This window comes from Virgibacillus siamensis, assembly GCF_039522605.1.
In the GTDB taxonomy this organism is placed as follows: domain Bacteria; phylum Bacillota; class Bacilli; order Bacillales; family Amphibacillaceae; genus Lentibacillus; species Lentibacillus siamensis.
This window is the reverse complement of sequence record NZ_BAAADS010000006.1, coordinates 137163-157671: the sequence shown is the minus strand read 5'-3', so window position 1 is coordinate 157671 and position 20509 is coordinate 137163. Positions and strand designations below refer to the sequence as shown.

The 20509-nt window shown below is 42.7% G+C and carries 15 protein-coding genes and 1 tRNA gene; 1 reads left to right on the top strand and 15 read right to left on the bottom strand.

Going from position 1 to position 20509, the window contains the following annotated elements; translation table 11 throughout:
• The 15 genes from ABD010_RS05020 to ABD010_RS04950 all read right to left on the bottom strand — a co-directional run.
• Positions 1–1049, bottom strand: a 1049-nt coding sequence (locus ABD010_RS05020; RefSeq protein ID WP_343810817.1) for an undecaprenyldiphospho-muramoylpentapeptide beta-N-acetylglucosaminyltransferase, incomplete at its 3' end; no start/stop codon positions are given.
• Between the two features lie 316 nt (positions 1050–1365).
• Positions 1366–2556: a NupC/NupG family nucleoside CNT transporter gene (locus ABD010_RS05015; protein WP_343810815.1), complete on the bottom strand. Its 1191-nt coding sequence runs from the start codon at positions 2554–2556 to the stop codon at positions 1366–1368.
• A gap of 184 nt (positions 2557–2740) precedes the next feature.
• The gene (locus ABD010_RS05010; protein WP_343810813.1) at positions 2741–4030 is read right to left on the bottom strand and encodes an NCS2 family permease; all 1290 of its coding nucleotides are present in this window, start codon (positions 4028–4030) and stop codon (positions 2741–2743) included.
• Positions 4031–4132: 102 nt separating this feature from the next.
• A complete protein-coding gene (gene helD, locus ABD010_RS05005; protein ID WP_343810811.1) occupies positions 4133–6436 on the bottom strand; it encodes an RNA polymerase recycling motor HelD in 2304 nt (767 codons plus the stop codon).
• A 393-nt stretch (positions 6437–6829) separates the two neighbouring features.
• Complete coding sequence (locus ABD010_RS05000; RefSeq protein WP_343810809.1) at positions 6830–7150, bottom strand: ASCH domain-containing protein; 321 nt, start codon at positions 7148–7150, stop codon at positions 6830–6832.
• A 639-nt stretch (positions 7151–7789) separates the two neighbouring features.
• Positions 7790–9085 carry a 2-oxoglutarate dehydrogenase complex dihydrolipoyllysine-residue succinyltransferase gene (odhB, locus tag ABD010_RS04995; RefSeq protein ID WP_343810807.1) on the bottom strand — a complete coding sequence of 432 codons (1296 nt, stop codon included), beginning with the start codon at positions 9083–9085 and terminating at the stop codon, positions 7790–7792.
• The gene (locus ABD010_RS04990; protein ID WP_343810805.1) at positions 9072–11936 is read right to left on the bottom strand and encodes a 2-oxoglutarate dehydrogenase E1 component; all 2865 of its coding nucleotides are present in this window, start codon (positions 11934–11936) and stop codon (positions 9072–9074) included. Before ABD010_RS04990 ends, odhB begins: the two co-directional genes overlap by 14 nt.
• 541 nt (positions 11937–12477) lie before the next feature.
• Positions 12478–12951 carry a tRNA (uridine(34)/cytosine(34)/5-carboxymethylaminomethyluridine(34)-2'-O)-methyltransferase TrmL gene (trmL, locus tag ABD010_RS04985; protein WP_343810803.1) on the bottom strand — a complete coding sequence of 158 codons (474 nt, stop codon included), beginning with the start codon at positions 12949–12951 and terminating at the stop codon, positions 12478–12480.
• A 43-nt stretch (positions 12952–12994) separates the two neighbouring features.
• Entirely contained in the window at positions 12995–13840 is an 846-nt protein-coding gene (locus tag ABD010_RS04980; protein WP_343810801.1) for an amidase domain-containing protein, read from the bottom strand.
• Positions 13841–13888: 48 nt separating this feature from the next.
• Entirely contained in the window at positions 13889–14176 is a 288-nt protein-coding gene (locus tag ABD010_RS04975; RefSeq protein WP_343810799.1) for a DUF5316 family protein, read from the bottom strand.
• A 199-nt stretch (positions 14177–14375) separates the two neighbouring features.
• Positions 14376–14891, bottom strand: a complete 516-nt coding sequence (locus ABD010_RS04970; RefSeq protein WP_343810797.1) for a methylated-DNA--[protein]-cysteine S-methyltransferase — start codon at positions 14889–14891, stop codon at positions 14376–14378.
• Positions 14892–14910: 19 nt separating this feature from the next.
• On the bottom strand, positions 14911–16056 hold the full coding sequence (queG, locus tag ABD010_RS04965; RefSeq protein ID WP_343810795.1) for a tRNA epoxyqueuosine(34) reductase QueG: 1146 nt from the start codon (positions 16054–16056) through the stop codon (positions 14911–14913).
• A 16-nt stretch (positions 16057–16072) separates the two neighbouring features.
• Positions 16073–17776, bottom strand: a complete 1704-nt coding sequence (locus ABD010_RS04960; RefSeq protein ID WP_343810793.1) for an ABC-ATPase domain-containing protein — start codon at positions 17774–17776, stop codon at positions 16073–16075.
• Positions 17777–18539: 763 nt separating this feature from the next.
• Positions 18540–18613 (bottom strand) — tRNA-Gly (locus tag ABD010_RS04955).
• A 137-nt stretch (positions 18614–18750) separates the two neighbouring features.
• Complete coding sequence (locus ABD010_RS04950) at positions 18751–19440, bottom strand: Crp/Fnr family transcriptional regulator (RefSeq protein ID WP_343810791.1); 690 nt, start codon at positions 19438–19440, stop codon at positions 18751–18753.
• 141 nt (positions 19441–19581) lie between these two features.
• Between ABD010_RS04950 and dat the strand changes: the two genes are divergently transcribed.
• On the top strand, positions 19582–20445 hold the full coding sequence (gene dat / locus ABD010_RS04945; RefSeq protein ID WP_343810789.1) for a D-amino-acid transaminase: 864 nt from the start codon (positions 19582–19584) through the stop codon (positions 20443–20445).
• Positions 20446–20509 lie beyond the last annotated feature (64 nt).

The window sequence follows — 20509 nt, the reverse complement described above, 5'->3', positions numbered from 1 at the left end:
ATCTCGATAACCCGATCGCGTGATTTGTCACTTTGATACTTCCTCATATTATCCACAATAACCGGCGATTTTTTCTTCAGCTGGAGCAATTCATGAACAAGGGATTCCTCGGTCATCTTCTCCTCTTCCAACACGCTGGCATACCCCTGATCCAAAAACGAGTTGGCGTTAATAATCTGGTCTCCCCTGCTGGCTTGTTTGGTCAATGGAACCAGCAGCATCGGTTTTCGCAATGCCAAAAACTCAAAGATAGCATTGGAACCCGCTCTGGACAAGACAAAGTCACACGCAGCAAACAGATCTTTCAATTCCTCATTCACGTATTCGTATTGGGTGTAACCATCCCGATCAACTGCAGAATCCGTTTTTCCGTAACCGCAAATATGGACAATTTGAAATTCCGGAAGCAACGCATCAAGTCCGTTTCTGACCGTTTGATTAATTTTTTCGGAACCGCCGCTGCCGCCCATTATCAACAGTACCGGCTTTTCCCGGTTAAATCCGCATTTTTTCAGTCCCGCTTCTTTATCGCCCGTAAAAAGTTCATCACGGATGACCGCTCCAACATACTCTGCCTTAGCTTTAGGAAGATAATTCATCGTTTCCGGAAACGTCGCAAGGACTTTTTTGGCGAACGGAATCGCCAGCTTATTTGCCAGCCCCGGAGTAAAATCAGATTCATGAATAACTGCCGGGACTCCGCGCATTTTTGCTGCCATAATTACCGGCACCGAGACAAATCCGCCCTTGGAAAAAATAACGGATGGTTTCCGTTTACCAATGATACGCCACGCCTGCACCGTGCCTTTTAAAACTTTAAAAGGATCCTTAAAATTTTCCTTTGACATGTACCTGCGCAATTTACCTGTTGCGATTGGATAATATGTAACCCCATCAAGCTGTCCAATCAGTTTCCGCTCAATACCGCTTTTGGAACCAATATAATCAATTTCCCAGCCTTCTTTTTGAAAGATGGGAATAAGAGCAAGGTTAACAATTACATGACCGGCCGTCCCTCCGCCGGTAAACATGATTCGCTTCGTGCCCATTCCTTTATCTCCCTTCTGCCTGTAAACATTAGAAAACCTGGTTGTCATCAAGCCTTTAGGTGACAGCCTTAGTTGCACTTATGCAGTAAGAAAGGATTTTATACTTTCTTAGCTGCTTAGAAAAACTCGGCATTCGCCCTTCTTATAGCGGGGGCCGAAGTTTTTCTTATAAGGTCAACCTTAAGTAATACTTTCTGACGTTATGAAAAATCCCATATGAATAAATTATCTCAAAACAATCCACGAACCACAACGATGAAATTGCCGATTGGAAATAAAAAACCGCCTGGATTAGACGGTTTTTTCAAGATATTTATTACAGAAACAGCCCGGCAACAGTAGCTGACAGGATTGATGCAAGCGTAGCACCAATCAGTAGTTTCATACCAAACCCGGAAACTTCCACTGCCTTCTTGCTGTCAATAGCTTGTACTGATCCCGCAATGATTCCAATCGATGAGAAGTTCGCAAAGCTGGTCAGGAATACCGTTACAATCCCGATGGTCTTCTCTGACATACTGCCCAGCATCTTCTCAAATTCCAGCATTGCCACAAATTCATTCGTGACAATTTTTGTACCCATTACTCCACCAGCTTTTATTACTTCACCAGGATCAATTCCCATCAAAATACCAATCGGCGCAAGAATATAACCAAGTATTTGCTGAAGTGTAACCCCGGCGAAGACAAATTGAATAAGCCAATTAACCAGATTTAACGAAGCAATAAATGCAACAAGCATCGCTGCAACGATTAAAGCGATTTTTCCACCGTCAAGCGCGCCATTACCCATCGCTTCAAAAAGACTTTTATCTGTTGAAACATCTTTAATGTCTACATGGTCTTCTTCTTTAGGTACGCTGACCGGTGCAATTACTGATGAAATCATCAGTGCACTGAACATGTTCAGCGGCAATGCCACAAGCACATATTCGGGCGGCAGAATCTGAATGTATGCTCCAACAATGGATGCTGATACGGATCCCATTGCAGATGCACTGACAATGTACAATCTATTTTTATTTAAATGATGAAACTGGGATTTAATGGCAAGCAGTGCTTCCGACTGTCCGAAAAAGATACTGTTAACCGCATTAAATGACTCGATCCGCGGCAGCCCGGTTATTTTTGATAAAAACCCGCCAAAGTATTTGATGATGGGCGGCAAAATTTTTAAATACGTGAGTACCGACAATAAGGTAGAAAAAAAGATAATTAAAAGCAAAACATCAAAGAAAAAGATGCTTCCACCTTCAGTCCTCGCTACACCACCCAGTATAAAATTCACACCCTCAGAACCAAATTCAATCAGTTTGTTGAATCCGGCTGAAATGCCGTTAATAATGGCTTGGCCAATCTCGGTCGCAAACATAAACCAGGTCGTTAATATTTGTGCAACCAGCATGACCCCAATACCGCGATAATTAATATTTTTTCGGTCATTGGACATAAGATATGCAATTCCAAGAACGATGATGATTGCCAATAACCCAAGAAGTATATCCACGGATGTTCCTCCCTTTTTCTTAGTTGTGATTGAAACTGCTTTCATTCCATAAGCGATTTTAGCAGGTTGTCAGACGTCTTGCAAGTTAATTTTATTGGATGCTTACTCAGTATTCCCTCAGTACCTAGCATATTAACCAAAAAAGAGGCTTCAGCCGCGTTAACAGCTGAAGCCTCTTTTTTTCCTAATGTGCCGGGAAAAAGATCATTTGCAGCAGGAAAATAATTCCAAAAAAGTAGAGAATCCAGTGGACTTCCCTGCCCTTCCCGCTTACCAATTTTAATAGCGGGTATGTGATAAAACCGACAGATATTCCTGTTGCAATGCTGGATGTTAATGGCATCATCAAAATAATGGCAAATGCAGGGAAAGCCTCATCAAACGTTGTCCAGTTAATCCGCGCGAGACCTTCCATCATAAAACATCCGACAATAATAAGTACTGGCGCTGTAATTGCCGAAAGATCAGCAATTGCACTGATAATCGGGGTAAAGAATATAGAAATCGCGAACAATACAGCAACGACAATCGACGTCAGGCCAGTTCTTCCTCCTGCTGCAACCCCAGAAGTAGACTCAACAAATGCAGAGGAAGGACTTGTACCAAACATGGAGCCAACTGTAGTGGCCGTAGCATCCGCCAAAAGTGCCGACTTTGCCCGTGGCAGTTTTCCATCTTTCATAAATCCAGCCTGCTCTGCAACGCCGATCATTGTTCCAGTTGTGTCGAAAATCGTAACAAGCAAAAAGGCAAAGATGACCGTATAAAGACCATTTGCAAACACACCGCCAATATCAAGGTCAAAAAACACCGGAGCTGGCGGCATTGATGTTACCCCGTTAAAGTCCAGTTGGCCGGTAAAAAAACCGATTATTCCCGTAACAAGCATTCCAATGAAAAGTGCGCCTTTTACATTCCAGGCCATCAGGATTAACGTTAAAAACAATCCCGTCAAAGTTAATAATGTCAGCGGCTGATGCAGATCACCAAACGCAACCATGTTGACTTCGCTAGGAACGACAATTCCGGACATTTTCAAGCCAAGAAATGCAATAAACAACCCAATTCCTGATGTGATACCGAACTTAAGCGAAGGGGGAATTGCTTCAATTAGCGTCTCACGCAATTTTGTAAAACTTAAAATGACAAAAATAACACCGGCAAGAAAAACGGTTCCCAGCACAATCTGGTAGGAAACATCCTGGCTCGCAGCAACACTGGCAAAGTACGCATTCATTCCCATGCCGGGTGCAATTGCAATCGGATAATTTGCCCCCAGTGCCATAAACACGGTTCCCACCACAGCAGAAATAACAGTCGCCATGAATACCTGATCAAAAGGAATTCCTGCTGCAGACAGGATAGCCGGATTCACGACAATGATATATACCATTGTAAGAAAAGTTGTTATCCCTGCAACAAACTCTGTTCGGATATCTGTATTGTTTTCTTTAAACTTGAATAGTTTATCCACGTCACTCACCTTACTTCCGAATAATATAATCAACAATTAATATATTATTCGTTTTCGGGAGTGATTGCAATGGTTTCGAATGAATTTTGCTGATAAGCAATCTTACATTATTTTTTCTTCATATTTATCACGAGGGGTGTTCAGAATAAATTCGCTTGGCTCTGCCCTGCTGATCATAATTAAATGATGCATTGCCCTCGTGCAAGCAGTGTATAACAGTGTTCGGTCTTCCTCCCTGGAGTACGACTGGATCGATGCATCAGGAATGATCACTGCATCAAATTCGATTCCTTTGGCTAAATAAACAGGCAGGATGAGAATTCCCTTTTCAAATGCGTATGTTTCCTCGGTTATTTGTTTTACAGGGATCTTATCGTTTAATAAAGTATACACACCATGGCTTTCCTCCATGGTTTTACATATGATAGCAATCGTCTCATTGCCCGAATCCTGCAATTTTCTAAGGTTTTCCATTAAAGTCTGATCCAATTCCGTCTTCTTATTCAACCGGATCAATTGTGGCAAAAATCCTTCCCGATTAAACGGCTCAATTTTTTCTTTACCAGGTGCGAAACAGCTGGTAAATTCCACAATCTGCCGGGTGGACCGGTAGCTTTTTGTCAGGGTAATCCGTTCGTGATGCTCTTCCACTTTTCCCGGAATCAGTGGATTACCATCTGCGGTGTTGGCAAAAATCGCCTGGTTGACATCTCCTAATAATGTCATTCTTGTATACGGGAATACATCATGTAAATATGCAAACTGAAACTCGGAAAAATCCTGTGCTTCGTCAATAAACAAATATCGTACTGATCGGCTGGAATCTGCACCCAGGATACTGTTCCTGAAATAAAGATATGGTGTTGCATCTTCCCATGGTAAAAACCTATTCAGTAAATTTTCCGCTGTTTGGTCACATATTTCATTCCAATCCTGCGTTGCAATATCGGGTGTCCACTCAACAAATAATTGGCGATACGTTGCCGGGACATTAACAAACTCCATACGTTTTATACGTTTTTTTATTGGAGCAAATATCCGCTTTGCAACTTCAGAACGCAACATCTCTTCCTCCAGGGCGGGATCATCAACATCTATTTCCTGATTTTCCTGGTACGCCTTTAAATAATCCTCTTTATCCAGCAGCTCAGCCCGCTCCAGGATCCAATCCTTATCTTTTTCCGATTTCTGACGTTTCCGCAATTCCTTTAACAGCCATTTTAAGACGAGTTCCATCTTGTTGGGAATTGCAATTGTGCTGTCCAACGCATAGAAATAGTCTCGTATCTCATCGCTCGAAATAATGATTTGTTTTTGAAGCGTAATGTTTTTAAACTGTATCCCTTTACTTTCCAAGTGCACAACAAATTGATCGATTAAGTGTTTAAAATCCGCACTCGATTTATAGTTGATATTTTTCATACGAACAGCATTTCCATCAGCATCTGCTTGCGTTAGCACGTACTCCATCTGTTCGAAAGGGGATTCGATTGTCATATTCTTTTCAATCCGATTTTGTAAATAATCCTGAAAAGTCAATTGCCTGACGTTTTCCTCACCCAACTCCGGCAGTACATTGGAAACATAGCTGCTGAACAGCGGGTTAGGCGAAAACAGAACGACATTATCAGGGTTAAGTTCCCCGCGATACCGGTACATCAAATATGCGATACGCTGTAAGGCTGCAGATGTTTTTCCGCTTCCTGCCGCCCCTTGTACAATCAATAGTTTACTACGCTCATTCCGGATAATTTTATTTTGTTCCTGCTGAATGGTCGCTACGATACTTTTCATCGTGGTGCTGGCATTATTGCCAAGTGTCTGCTGCAGAAGCTGATCACCAATTGTTACACCCGTATCAAACATACCCTGAATCAATCCCCGTCTAATAATAAATTGCCGCTTCAGCGAAATTTCACCAGATATAGTGCCATCGATTGTTTCATATGCTGCATCACCAGGGGGATAATCATAGTACAGACTAGAAATGGGGGCCCGCCAATCATAAACGAGAAAATCTTCTTCATCATGATCCATCAGTGAAGCAATGCCAATATAAATCTGTTCCTTTATATTACCCGGGGATTCCGTGAAATCAATTCGTCCGAAATAAGGTGAGTCTTTCAATCTGCTAAGCGTCTTCAATTCTCCGCTTATTTTTCCATGAGTTCGTTCCCTTTCAGACAATAATTCCGACTGTTGTTTAATACTGGCCTGTGTCTCAATCACATCGTCCGGTTCATCCAAATTAACCGTCACATCTTCCCAAAAATTTCTTCGCAGATCCATAACACTTTCTTTGACTCCGGATGATTTGGAATATAGTTTCTCTTCCTTCATTTCGATTTCCCGGGTTACATAATCCACCCGTTGTTGTTCGTTTGAACGGCTGTTTGCATCACTCAAAAGACCCACCCCATTCTTTTTTTATTTTTATTTGACTTTATAAATTGATGATGATATAATTAATATGGATAGATATAATGGATAAATATATACAATGAATGCAACTAACATAATATACCATGTTATGTTTAATTTCGCAAGCTTTTTTATAAAAAAATTCGATTATGATACTTCTTAAAACCAAACAAACCAAGCCGCTGCAAATTAAAGAGGCTGGAAAAAAGTGTTTTATCAAAAGAAAAAACGAATTAACGTGATAGGCTCAGTCGCTTCGGAAATATACTTCACTAGTCTCTTGAATCGTTCGTCTTTTAATTTTTACTTTCTGATTTGTCCCAACCTCTTTCTATATTTCATCTGCAATATTCAAAACATATCGCCTATTAATTTCATTTAATGGACTGAAGTATACTCATGGACCCATACTCGCATTTTTGGTGACCAGCGCATACCCGGATGAATAGATAAAATCGCTTGCTGATAACTTTCCAAATCAGCATAGCCCTCTTTCACTGCATCTTCATCTGTTATGTCACCAAGATATTGCGGATAGACAGCCTCAACTTTAAATTTTTCACCTTGTAATTCCATTATTTCTCCAACGTCAGCATAAATACCATTTCGTCGGGACGCCGTTTTTCCCCCTGACAATACTTTTTCCACTTCTTTCGGAATCGTGACAAGCTTATCTATTGTACAAGTTTTGTTAGGCATTTTTATTTTCCTCCCAGTTTGGACATTTACTCTCAGGTTACCATTAAACATCCATGTTAGGCACATTTCCACACAATTGTTCACATATTTTTTAGATATATACATCCCTTTTTACAAAACTTGGTTGTCACCAAGCCTTTAGGTGACAGCCTTAGCTGCATTTATGCAGTAAGAAAGTTGTATACTAGCTTTTCTGCCAACAAAAAATCCCCATAACGAAAAATCAAATCGTTACGGGGATTTTTTCTTGTTGCCAGGAAATTATAAAATTTTGTACATGTGAATAATTCACTTATTACTAATCAGCCACGTCCAGCTCCAGCGCCCAGCGACTAGCAAACTTCACACTTCCTCACTACGATAAAGAAGACTTGCCGATTGGTGAAACCAGAGGCTTAGTCGCACTTATACCCTTATGGTGAAAGTCGACATCGGTTCGTACTTTAAGGAAGGCCGACTAAAACCGGCCTTTGCGGCCAACGTCGGCACACCCCTATGAAGGGGCGTGTTTCCTTTATCTCATTGCGGTTGAAGGAAGATCGGCTAAAACCGCCGCTTTGCGCGGCAACGCCGACCCACACTAAATGGCAGGGCGCAGTTTGTACGTCGCTAAACGGGCGCTTCCGCTTTTGTTTCCATTTAGCCTTCCAGCAGCAAGTCATAAGGGTCTTCCAGCAATTCCTTGATGCGAACCAGGAATTTTACTGCGTCTTTTCCGTCAACGATGCGGTGATCGTATGACAGTGCCAGATACATCATTGGACGAACTTCAATGGAATCATCCGGCATAACCATTGCACGTTTTTGGATGTTGTGCATGCCAAGAATACCAACTTGTGGCGCGTTTAAGATTGGTGTTGACAGCATGGATCCAAAGGTTCCGCCGTTGGTAATCGTAAAGGTTCCGCCCTGCAGATCTTCCATCTTCAGTTCCTTATTTACTGCTTTCTTACCAAGGTTTCCGATTTCACGTTCCACCCCAGCAAAGTCGAGACGGTCTGCATCACGGACAACCGGTACGACAAGACCTTCTTCTGTTGATACGGCAATACCGATATCATAGAATTTCTTCAGAACAAGTTCTTTGCCTTGAATTTCCGCATTCAAATGAGGGAATTCTTTCAACGCACCGATTACGGCTTTTGTAAAGAACGACATAAACCCAAGTTTCACATCATGCTTTTTCATAAAGCTTTCTTTACGTTTGCTGCGGAGCTTCATAATGTTGGTCATATCCACTTCATTGAACGTAGTCAGCATGGCAGCCTCTTGTTGTACTTCAACAAGATGATTCGCGATTGTTTGACGACGGCGTGACATTTTCACACGTTCAACCGGTTTATCAAATTCTGTTTTCTCGGATTGTGCAGGTTCCTCTTTTTTCTTCGGCTTGGATTCTTTCTGTTCGTTGCCGCCTTTAGCTGCCGAGTCAACATCTTCCGGACGAATACGGCCAAGCGGATCTCTTGCCTGTACACTGCTCAAGTCGATGCCAAGTTCGCGGGCACGTTTACGAGCAGCAGGTGATGCAATGACATCTCCGTTATCCTTTGACTCTTCTTTGGTGTTTTCAATTTCTTTTTCTTCTTTTTTAGGTGCTTCTTCTTTCTTATCGGATGCTTCCTCTTTCGAACTATCCTCAGATTTTTGTTCGGATGATTCGTTGGAGTCATCTGCGGAAGCATCACCGCCAGCTTCTCCATTTTCATCAATCTTTGCAATTACATCGCCAACTTCAACATCATCGCCTTCTTCAGCCACAACTTCTGTAATGACGCCGGCATAATCGGAATTGACTTCCACATTAACCTTGTCTGTTTCCAGTTCTACTACAGGATCGCCTTTTTCAACTTTGTCACCCTTCTTAACCAGCCACTCAGCAATAGTACCCTCTGTAATGGACTCGGCAAGCTCTGGAATTTTAATTTCGTTCACTGGAATCTCCTCCTTTTGACTCGCTTATTGCTTCTTTAATGATTTGACTTTGTTCAGCTTTATGGACATTTGGTTCACCAACGGCCGGTGCTGAACGTTCAGGACGACCAATGTATCGTAAAGATTGCCCTTCTTGTAGCAATTCTCTGAGGTAATCATCAACGAAATCCCAGCTGCCCATATTTTTAGGTTCTTCCTGGACCCAGACAATTTCCTCAAGGTTCGGAAGTTCTTTTAATTCTTTTTCCAGTTGTTTCTTAGGAAACGGATAGATTTGCTCAAGACGAAGTGCCCGGAGCCAATCAAAGTTTTCTTCTGATTCATCAATTGCTTCCTCAATGTCGACCATTACCTTGCCACTGCCAATCAGCAGACGTTTTGCATTTTTCTTGCTGACCTTCAAATTAGGCTGCTGACGGAGCGGTGTGAATTTCCCGTCTGTAAATTCCTTCGAAACCGATGCAACACGCTGATTACGAAGCAGGCTCTTTGGTGTCATCAAGATTAATGGACGTGCCTCTTCTTTACCGCGCATTGCTGCCTGACGACGAATCAGATGGAAAAACTGTGCAGACGATGTGACATTTGCCACCATCCAGTTATTTTCCGCGGCAAGCTGCAAGAACCGTTCAAGTCGGGCACTTGAGTGCTCCGGACCTTGTCCTTCATAGCCATGCGGAAGCAGCATCACCATGTTGGATTTCTCTCCCCACTTGGCTCGGCTTGCTGAAATAAACTGATCAAAAATAACCTGCCCTGCGTTTGCAAAATCACCAAACTGCGCTTCCCAGATTACGAGTGTATTTGGCGATTCAACACTATAACCGTACTCAAATCCAAGCACACCAGCTTCAGACAGCGGACTGTTGCGAATATCAAACGAAGCTTTAGCCTCATCCAATCCGTGCAGTGGACAGTACGATTCGCCAGTATTCACATCATGAAGGACCATATGTCTGTGCGCAAAGGTTCCTCGTTCAGTATCCTGTCCGGTGATTCGTATCGGAATACCGTCTTCGAGAATGGATGCATATGTCAACGCTTCTCCGGCACCCCAGTCGGCTTTTTTGCCTTCTTCCAGAACATCTTTACGGCGTGTCAGGATCTTCTCCAATTTTTTCAGACCTGTGAACCCTTCAGGACGTTTCAACAACCCCTCATTCAGTGCTTTAAGATCGTCCAGCGGCACAGCAGTTTCGAATCGATCAAGTCCGTTCGTTAATGCTTCAGGCATACTTTTAATTTCCGGTTCTGTCGTAGTGTTTTCGCTCATTCCCTCATATACACTGCGCAAACCGGATTGAACCTGTTCTTTTATCTGCTTGAAATCATCATCGTCTACTATACCATTTTCCTTTAATCGTTCAGCAAAAACATTTGCTGCAGTAGGATGCTCGTCAATGGACTTATACAGGTACGGCTGTGTAGCCCTAGGCTCATCCATTTCATTATGGCCATAACGACGATACCCAACCAGATCAATCAGAAAATCTTTATGGAATTTTTGCCTGTATTCATACGCAATACTGATTGCCGATACACATGCAATCGGATCGTCAGCATTAACATGAATAATCGGAATCTCAAAACCTTTAGCGAGGTCACTGGCATACCGGGTTGAACGCCCGTCACCTCGGTTCGTTGTATATCCAAGCAGGTTGTTTGCGATAATATGCAGTGTACCGCCTGTTTTATAGCCGGGCAACCCACTCAGATTCAATGTTTCCGCTACGACACCCTCACCAATGAAGGCAGCATCACCATGAATCAGTACTGGAACTGCTTTTTTGATATCCTGCTCCGGATAACCCTTTTTCGAGCGTTCATCCTGTGCTGCGCGGGCAAAGCCTTCTACAACAGGATTTACGAATTCCAGATGTGACGGATTATGAGCCAATGTAATCCGTGTTGTTGCTTGTTCTTCGTCGCGAACCTCTTTTGTTGCACCAAAATGATATTTTACATCACCTGTCCAGCCATAAGTAACGCCTGTCGATCCTTCCGATGGCATTAACTCCTTATCCGGTGAATGCTGGAACTCGGAGAAAATTTTATCATACGGTTTTCCCAGGACATGAGCCAGAACACTTAAACGGCCGCGATGCGCCATACCCATCATAATATGTTCAATTTTTTCTTCAGTAGCATATTTTACTATGCGATCGAGCATGGGAACCATTGATTCCAAACCTTCAATGGAGAAACGTTTCTGCCCGACAAACGTTTTCTGTAAAAACCCTTCAAATCCTTCAACATGAGCCATCCGTTCAAGTAACTGTTTTTTTTCTTTATCGGAAAGTGACAAATGAAATTTGCCTGATTCAATGCGCTCAAGAAGCCATTGCCGCTCATCTTCATGGTTTACGTGATCATATTCAAACGTAATAGTTCCCGCATAATATTTTTTCAGACGTTTAAAAACATCATAACCATCCTTTACATCTTCAGGAGACTGTTCCCATAACCATGATGCAGGGATGCTGCGTAAATCTTCTTCCGATAAACCATATGTTTCAGGTTGAACAAGCTCCGTTTTTCGGTCCTCATGTCCCACCGGATAAATATCCGCCTCCAAATGTCCAAAACGACGAATAGCCTCAACAAGTTTCATTGCCGAGGTGAGTTTTGTAACATCGTCTATGGACGTCTCAGACCTAGGTACTGCCTGCGATGTATCTCCAGCACGATGGATCCATTCAGGCGCACCATGTTGATCAAACAATGCTTTCATTGATGGATCAACATTTTCAGGGTCCTGTTTAAAGAGGTCATATTGTTCTTCAATATACCCCATGTTTGGACCATAAAATTGTCCCCAGAATCCAAGGCTCGATTCTTCATTCTGTGCCACGTTTTATACCCCCATTAGAAGTTAGCTTTCTCCGCTGTTGCAACGGTCATTTTACACTCAATGTTCATTATAGAACTCTACTGTAACTTCATCAACTAATATACCCTAAATAATGACTTGAAAACAATCAAATCGTAAGCTTTCGATATTTTCAGGTTTTTATCCGAATAATTGGAGCTGAACTTGTGAAAAATACTGACAGATTTCGGTTGATAAAACACGAACATATCTGTTTTATAAGCATTTTTAAACATACTGCTTCTAATGGTTCACATTGCGGGAATTATTCGGTATAATAAGAACATACTAGAATTCATAATCTGATTACATATAATTTTCACGAGGAGGAAGCGTCATGAAACTCGCTTTACTGATGGGCGTTATCGTAACATTCATCGTGTCTTGCTTCACATCAGGCTACGATGCCAAACCGGGAGAACCGAAGAATAATCAATAATTGAATGAACGAAAACCGTCATGCATGTACATGACGGTTTTTTAGCGAAAAATTAAATCCGCACATATAATCCGGCATCAGGCATTATTTCAATTCAGGATAGCCTTGCTGCCTCAGTACTTCATACACAATAATCGCTGCTGTATTCGCCAGATTCAACGAACGGACATTTCCGCTCATCGGAATCCGCAGACACCGTACTTCTTTTCCTTCCAGCAGACTTTTTGGAATTCCGGTAGTTTCACGTCCAAACACGAAAAACAGATCGTCATCCGTGTTACTGTAATCCTGCTCCGTATAGTGTCCCGCACCAAAATTTTCAATATAATAATAAGTTCCCTCAGGATATGTATCGTATAATTCAGTAATCGATGCATATTCACGAATATCAACATGTTTCCAGTAATCCAGCCCGGCCCTTTTCACCATTTTATCGTCGGTGGAAAAGCCGAGCGGATGAATCAGATGCAGAGTGGCGTTGGTAGCCAGGCATGTTCTGGCAATGTTGCCGGTGTTCGCTGGTATTTCCGGCTGGTACAATACGACATTTAAACTCACTTCTCATTCTCCTTGCTTTTTTAATAACCACATCATTATAACACTACTCGCCAATCCGGAAAAATTTATAGTTGATGTCCGGTGTCCATGCCCGTGAATCTTCATAAGACCAATAACGATTCCGGCTGTTATCGGTATGGGCGTTGACAAGTGGCATCCCATACGCATCCTTGCCGATAACTATTGTATTGTGATCCCACCTGTCATCTCCCTGAAAATCGTAACAAATAACATCACCTGGGATAAGTTCATTTGCCGATTCCATTTCTTTTCCCTTTAAACCGGTTGAAGACCCGCTTAAGTACCACCTTAATGAATGGGCCACTGCCCAGCTGTAGCTCCAGTTATCCGACCGATACCACCAGCCGCTTCCCCGGTCAGGCGCACCCCGCATTGGTGCGCCTCCCGCACGGAGGCACTGTGATACATAATTTGTGCAATCAACATCAAATGTGCGATAGACAGGATTATAGCTGTTCCACCAGCGCTCGGCGTACTGAACTGCCGCCCTTCTATCATAGGAAAAGCGTTCACTGGATGCACCGCGCATAGAATCTGACGTTAATACCGGGGTATCTCGATGCTTCATCGGCATGCTAATTTCCCGATGTTCGATTATCTCCCCATTTTCCATTCGGTATTCAAAAGGTATCACTTGTTCCTCCTGGATAAATTCGTCTTGCTGCTTTAACAAAAATGATAAATGCAGCATGTACTTGCAGTTTCGTTTATTGGCATAACTGATTTCTTCAAAGGTATGCCCCCTTCCGCTGATCCGGACAATTTCCGCTTCCCGATCATGGCATAGCGCTTTTTTTCTTTCCCACCAGCTTTCTTCATTTCGATCCGACTGAAAAAAATCCAACCACAAATCCTGTAATTTTCCCATAAAAAATCCCCTCCATCACCATTCTATGAAGGGAAAAAACGGCCATGCCTATAATGTCAACAAAAAATATCCGGCGATAAACTGCGGAATCATAACAACACCAGAAACAAACATCATGTTACGCCGTTCAGCACGACTCTGCTTGCTTTCGGAATGAAAATTAGCTTGCATTTGACTTCCGCTGATAAATGCACCACTTGTCAGTCCCGCAATAATAAAGAAAAATACACCAATACCAACCGCAATCTTTCCAAATAATTCAGTATACTCGGACAATACCCCCGCAAGAAACAGAACTGCTGCAGCAATGACACTTATTAAAAATGCCTTCTTCACTAGATCTCCCCCTTTGCAAAAGGAGTTGTTACTATATAATACGCGAAAAAGGCTGAAAAGTTTCATGATGGTATTGCAAGAAACCCTGTACATGTATCCTGCTTTTACGGGATTGGGTTCGATTTGTTCATCCGAGTTCGGTGCTTTCTCAATCGATTTCAGGTTCAGTTCGCTCGATCTTAGCGGCTGCTTGCTCGCATTAAATACTTTCACCAATTTCATGATTCAGCAAAAATTCCTTTTTATCCAGCCCGCCATTATAACCGACCATTTTTCCATTTGCGCCGATTACCCGGTGGCATGGGACAACAATTGAAAAGGGATTTTTATTAACTGCTCCGCCAACTGCGCGGACTGCTTTCGGCTTGTCGATTGTTTCCGCAATATCCTTGTATGTTTTGGTTTTGCCAAATGAAATCGTATCGAACAACGCCTGCCAGACCTGTTTTTGAAAATCTGTACCATGAAACTCAAAAGGGATCGTGAATTGCTGCCGTTCATTTTTAAAATACTCCTGCAGTTCCTTTTTCGCACCCATAACTTTTTCCGGATCCTTTACAAACGATGCCGCACCGAAATATCGCGCTGCCCAACCGGTCATCTTTTCTTCCAGGTCAGCCATTGAACCATATTCGATCCGTACCATTTTTTCACCGTCACTAACCAGAAGCAATGTGCCAACTGGTGAATCCATTTCATCGTACAATAGCTCCATCGTAATGTCTCCCATCCGATTAGATTTCAGCCGTTTCCTGTTCAAATGCCAATCCCTTTTCCATTTCAAACAAAACCTGTTCATCCATTTCGTCCTTCATAGCCTTCTGAATTCCCGCAAACGCTTCTTCCGTTCCAATTTTACCAAGTGACCATGCGGCTGTTCCGCGAATAACCGGACGCGGATCATCATTCATGACTGAAATAATCTCATCAACCGCTGTTTCATCTTTATAATGTGCCAGAGCAATCAGTGCATTACGCTGCAAGGGTTTTTTCCCGCGCCAGGATCCCGCAATATGGCCAAACGTATTTTTAAACTCCCGGTTGGAAATCCTTAGCATTGGCTTGAGTTGTGGTTTTGCCACTTCTGGCTCTGGTTCAAACTCGGGATGCACATGAAAATCCACTTTTTTATTGTAGGGACAAACGACCTGACATGTGTCAAAGCCATAAATAAAGTTACCGATTTTAGAACGGTACTCGTCATCAAGAAACCCTTTTGTCTGCGTTTGAAAAGCCAGGCACTTCTGAGCATTAAGCTGCCCGCCCTGAACAAGTGCACCGGTTGGACAGGCATCCAGACATTTTGTACAGGAACCACAGCCATCCGCCAGAGGTTCATCTGGTATGAACGGTATGTTGGTAATCAGCTCTCCAAGATAAACGTAGGAGCCGAATTCTGGTGTAATAATCGATGTATTTTTCCCGCTGAAGCCGATTCCCGCTCGTTCCGCGACTGCTCGGTCAGACAATTCGCCGGTATCGACCATCACTTTTGTTTCCACATCCGGGATTTTTTCCTGAATAAACAACGCAAGTTTCTCGAGCTTCTCCCGTAACACAACATGATAGTCAACACCCCAGGATGCACGGCAGAACACACCGCGACAGCTTTCTTTTGTGCTTCTCGGGGCATCTTTCATACGTGATGGATAGGCCAGTGCAATGGAAAGGATTGATTTGGCTTCAGGAAACAACCGCTTCGGCTCTGTCCGCTCTTCAATTGTTCCTTTTTCAAAACCCGACTGGTACCCAAGCTCCTGCTGCCTGCGCAGACGTTCCTTCAACTCTCCAAAAACATCTGCGGCGGCAAAGCCAATTTTATCGATGCCTATTTCTTTGCTGTATTCCGCTATTTCTTTTTTCAAATTGGCCGTATCCATTCCCGCTACCTTCCTTCTATTTTTGGATGACGTTTGCTGTACGCATTCGGTTCAGCACAGCAGCAATTTCATACCGTCTCGGGCGTGCGATATCGCCTGGATGCTGGCTGTTAAAGACAGTAAATGACGCCAAACCATCCTGATCCATTTGCTTTTCAACATCATCCAATAATTGATGTACCGATCGATTTCCCAGCCCATTGGTTCGATCCAAATACTGAATAATCTCAGCAATCATCCGTGTTTGTGATTCATCCGCCAACTGTTCGGTGTCATTAAACGAAATATCCGTTTTCCCCATCAGAATTTTGGTTAAGCCTTTTGCCTGCGTTTTGGCACGATTGCCTTTTCGGGTCTGTAACGAGTTTTGCTTAAAGTAACGGTCGGTAATATCACCGAAAGTTTCAGCTGGCAGTGATTCCCGGTTAAGAGGATCCTGCTCCATAATCCTTCTCGCTTCATCCGTCACATTATAAGGGACATACGCTTCCATCATGATCACCGAGTCGGCAACTGCAAAATAATCACCGGATCCGCCCATGACCAAAATTGTTGAAACATCAAGCTGATCACGCAACTGTTTTATTTTATCGATAAACGGTGTGATTGGTTCTTTTTCCCGTCTGACCAGCCGCTGCATCCGGTGATCACGTATCATAAAGTTCGTCGCACTCGTATCCTCATCAATCAACAGTGTCGTGGCACCCGCTTCCAATGCTTCCATCACATTGGCCGCCTGTGAGGTGCTTCCACTGGCATTTTCGGTTGAAAAGAAATCCGTATCCTGCTTATGCGGCAGGTTATTGATGAACGGTGAAATGTTAACACCAGTTATCTGCCGGCCGTCTTCCGCTCGAATTTTCACTGCATCCGGATCAGTCAGCACGTATTCCCGTCCATCTCTGTGTGTATGCGCATAGACACCACGCTCAATTGCTTCCAGGATGGTACTTTTCCCGTGATAACCGCCGCCGACGATGAGAGAGATACCTTTTTTAATCGCCATTCCTTTCAGTGGTTCCGTTCGATGCGGAATTTCAATTTCCACCTCATTTTCCGACGGGCTTTGAAATGCTACAGCATCCTTCATCGGTCGATTACTGATGCCGCTCTCCCGTGGCAGAACAGCTCCATTTGCAATAAAGGAAATCCAGTTATTTTGACGCATTTCCTTCCTAATGGCTTCCTGCTGATCCGCAAGCTGTGTGACTTTGACAATTTCCTCATCGGTAATTGTAAAAACGGAATTTTTAATAATGGCAGGAATGGCAGTGGAAAATAATTTTTCTGCCTCACGTCCATTGATTCGGCGTCCGTTCGCCGGCAATCCGACCGATATACATACTGTTATGGAATTTGCATCAATCTGTACAGCACTGCGCTTTAATACTTCCTGACCGGGCCTGTCAAAAAAAATACTGCCGCTTTTGCCTGATCCTTTGATGACAAAATTGCCTTTCGCAATCGCCTGGCCGACTTTGCGTGCCATAATGTCTTCCGTTGCCGTCTGCCGTGAATCCGAAGAAAGCCATTCATCTTTTATAGGTCGTTTAGCTGTTGGAATCACAACCCTTATTTTGGATGGAGTTGCAAATGGATCCCCTTGCACATAATCGATATGGAGGGCAAAATCCTTGAATTGGTAACGTCCTTGAATACCTTTGTATGCTTTATAACTTTTTCCATCGATTTGCTTTAATGTTTGCATTAATTTTTGCATGTAAATCCCTCAATTTAATAGAATCTCTATTCAGCATACAGGTATTGTAGTCATTTGTTCAAGTGAAGCGTAAAACACAATAAAAGCCTTATTTCAAAAGTATTGTGCTGCCTAACAATTGAAATAAATTGCCACTAGTTCCAATTAGTAATTTAATATGGCTCCCTTACCACGCCGTTGGAATATACTCGCTTTCACTGCCAGCATAAGTGCGACATCTGCTCAAGCAAGCTTTCGCAGTGTCTTCTTTACCGCGGGCAAGTGCCGAGCCCTCCTCAGCTCGTACCTCGCCTGCGGGGGTCTCACCTAGCTTGTACTTCCCGCAGGAGTCTCGCATATTCCAACGGCTGGTAAAATGGCCAACACTTTTTCAACATTAAGCGAGCAAATCATAGCGGAGGAAATACGCGGAGACTCCTGGGGGAGCTAAGGCATAGGGTGAGACACCGAAGTGCGTATGCACGAGGTGGCTCACAAGCCGCCCCCGGAAAGCGACGTGTATTTCCGCAGCGATGGTAGAACACCATACTATGAGCCTGTCCGATGGAACTAATTTCGTGAATATTTATGCACATACAATAAATAATCGATGTATATTCGACCATATTATGAATAAATATTCGCTAATTTTACTTCGCCGGACAGGCTCCTATGTCACAGTTTATAAATATTGTGTAACAACAACCTTTCAGAAAATAACCTAATTAAAAAACGCAATGCTTCGTATGTGATGGTACGAAACACTGCGTTAAGACTTATGTAATGGAGCGGATGATGGGAATCGAACCCACGTCATCAGCTTGGAAGGCTGAGGTTTTACCATTAAACTACACCCGCATATTAAATTGTTTTTAACCGTTAGCTAATATGTATTTTTTAATCAACGTTTTTTATTATAGCAAGTCTTATTTCCCAAATCAAGTCTTTTTTGAAAAAAAGTGTCGAAAACAGGCTGCGCTTTTCGCACAACCTGTCTACAATACACAATTTTCCACACCGCATTGTTCACAAACGAGAAGTTGTTTAAAATAGTCCACTTTCTTCAGTAAAAAGTATTTATTATCATTATCAATAATTCCCCGTTCCTTCCATTTGTTCACAATGCGGCTGACGGTTTCCCTTGAGATTCCGATATGCTTACTGATATCCTGGATCATAATTGGTTCGGTTATACGCACGCCTTCAGTTGTAACGACCCCGTACATATTGGAATAGCGAATAAACACCGACGCCACGGCGCCTTCAGATCCAAACGCAATATAATCACGGATTTTAGCTTTGCTGGCTTCCAGCGATTCAGCAACCCATCTGGTAAAGTGCAGGCCGATTCCACCGTTATCCGTCAGTATATTTTCCAATGTCTGATTGTCAATACGATATAGCACAGAATCCGTTACAGTTTCGGCAGTATTGGAATATTTTAGCCCACTGAAAACACCAATCTCACCAAATGCATCGTCCTCTCCACGAGTAAAAATCGTCAATTCCTTATTCGGGCCGGTTCGTTTAAAAAGTCTGATTTCGCCTGTATGTATGAAATATAAATAGTCAGCCGAATCACCTTCATTATAAATGGTTGCACCTTTTATGAATTTCACTTTTTGAGAATTTGTAAACAGTAAATGAGCATCTTCTTTTGTCATACGCTGCAATAGTGGTTCCATTTTTTACCGCACCTCCTATTCTAACTACTTTCCATTATAACCGATTTTCAAACAGAAATTGTGATAATTATCACTTATAATGATATTTACATAACTTGTGAAAAAATATAGAATAGGTTTAATTGCAAGGAGGCGAATAGTGTGTCAGTCTATCCAATTATTCTATCACAAACAAAGTTCACCCATCGTGATAAGCTGCGTTACCCATTTGAAGAGCGAGGACTGCAATTTGGCGATGGTGTGTATGAAGTTATCCGAATCTATAAAGGTTCCTATTACCTGCTTCATGAACATGTGAATCGGCTTTTTCGTTCCGCGGAAGCTATTAAACTCGTTCTGCCTTTTTCAAAAGAGGAGATCACCAATCTGTTACTGGATCTGCTGCAACGAAATGACATGACAGCAGACGGCAAGGTATATTTGCAGTCCACCCGTGGTTCGGCCCCAAGGGAGCATACTTTTCCGGAAGATGTGGAAGCAAATGTCTATGCATATGTCCAGGACCTGCCACGAAACCATAAAAATCTCGAAAATGGCGTAAATGTTATCACCCGTCATGACAGCAGATGGGATTATTGCTATATTAAAAGCTTAAATTTACTGCCAAATGTCCTCGCAAAACAGGAAGCAAAAGAAAACGGCTGCTTTGAAGCAATTTTTCATAAAGACGGGTTGGTAACCGAATGCAGCTCATCCAATGCTTATTTGGTAAAAGATGGCAAAATTTATACACATCCTGCATCAAGCAGTATCCTTCATGGCTGTGTTCGCATGCGAGTAGAGCAATTTGCAAGTGATTTGTCACTGCCGTTTATTGAAAATGGGTTTTCATTGGATGATATAAAAGATGCTGATGAGATGTTTTTATCGAGCAGCACTGCAGAAGTGACGCCAATTGTGTCAGTCGACGGTGCAAAAGTTGGAAATGGAACACCCGGAAAACACACCCGGAAACTGCAGGAAGCATATGAAAAAGATGCCAACATTATAAAGCATACCGTGTAGCCTTTTGTTTTTACAAAAGGCTTTTTTCATTAATTGATTCGCATCCCGAAACATAAAGGAGGAA

What these genes read in the sequence shown, in the direction of transcription:
- ABD010_RS05000 (WP_343810809.1), bottom strand. Translation starts at nt 7,150, where the DNA reads ATGCCTAACAAAACTTGTACAATAGATAAGCTTGTCACGATTCCGAAA.
- ABD010_RS04980 (WP_343810801.1), bottom strand. Translation starts at nt 13,840, where the DNA reads ATGGGAAAATTACAGGATTTGTGGTTGGATTTTTTTCAGTCGGATCGA.
- ABD010_RS04970 (WP_343810797.1), bottom strand. Translation starts at nt 14,891, where the DNA reads ATGGAGCTATTGTACGATGAAATGGATTCACCAGTTGGCACATTGCTT.
- queG (WP_343810795.1), bottom strand. Translation starts at nt 16,056, where the DNA reads ATGGATACGGCCAATTTGAAAAAAGAAATAGCGGAATACAGCAAAGAA.
- ABD010_RS04960 (WP_343810793.1), bottom strand. Translation starts at nt 17,776, where the DNA reads ATGCAAAAATTAATGCAAACATTAAAGCAAATCGATGGAAAAAGTTAT.
- ABD010_RS04950 (WP_343810791.1), bottom strand. Translation starts at nt 19,440, where the DNA reads ATGGAACCACTATTGCAGCGTATGACAAAAGAAGATGCTCATTTACTG.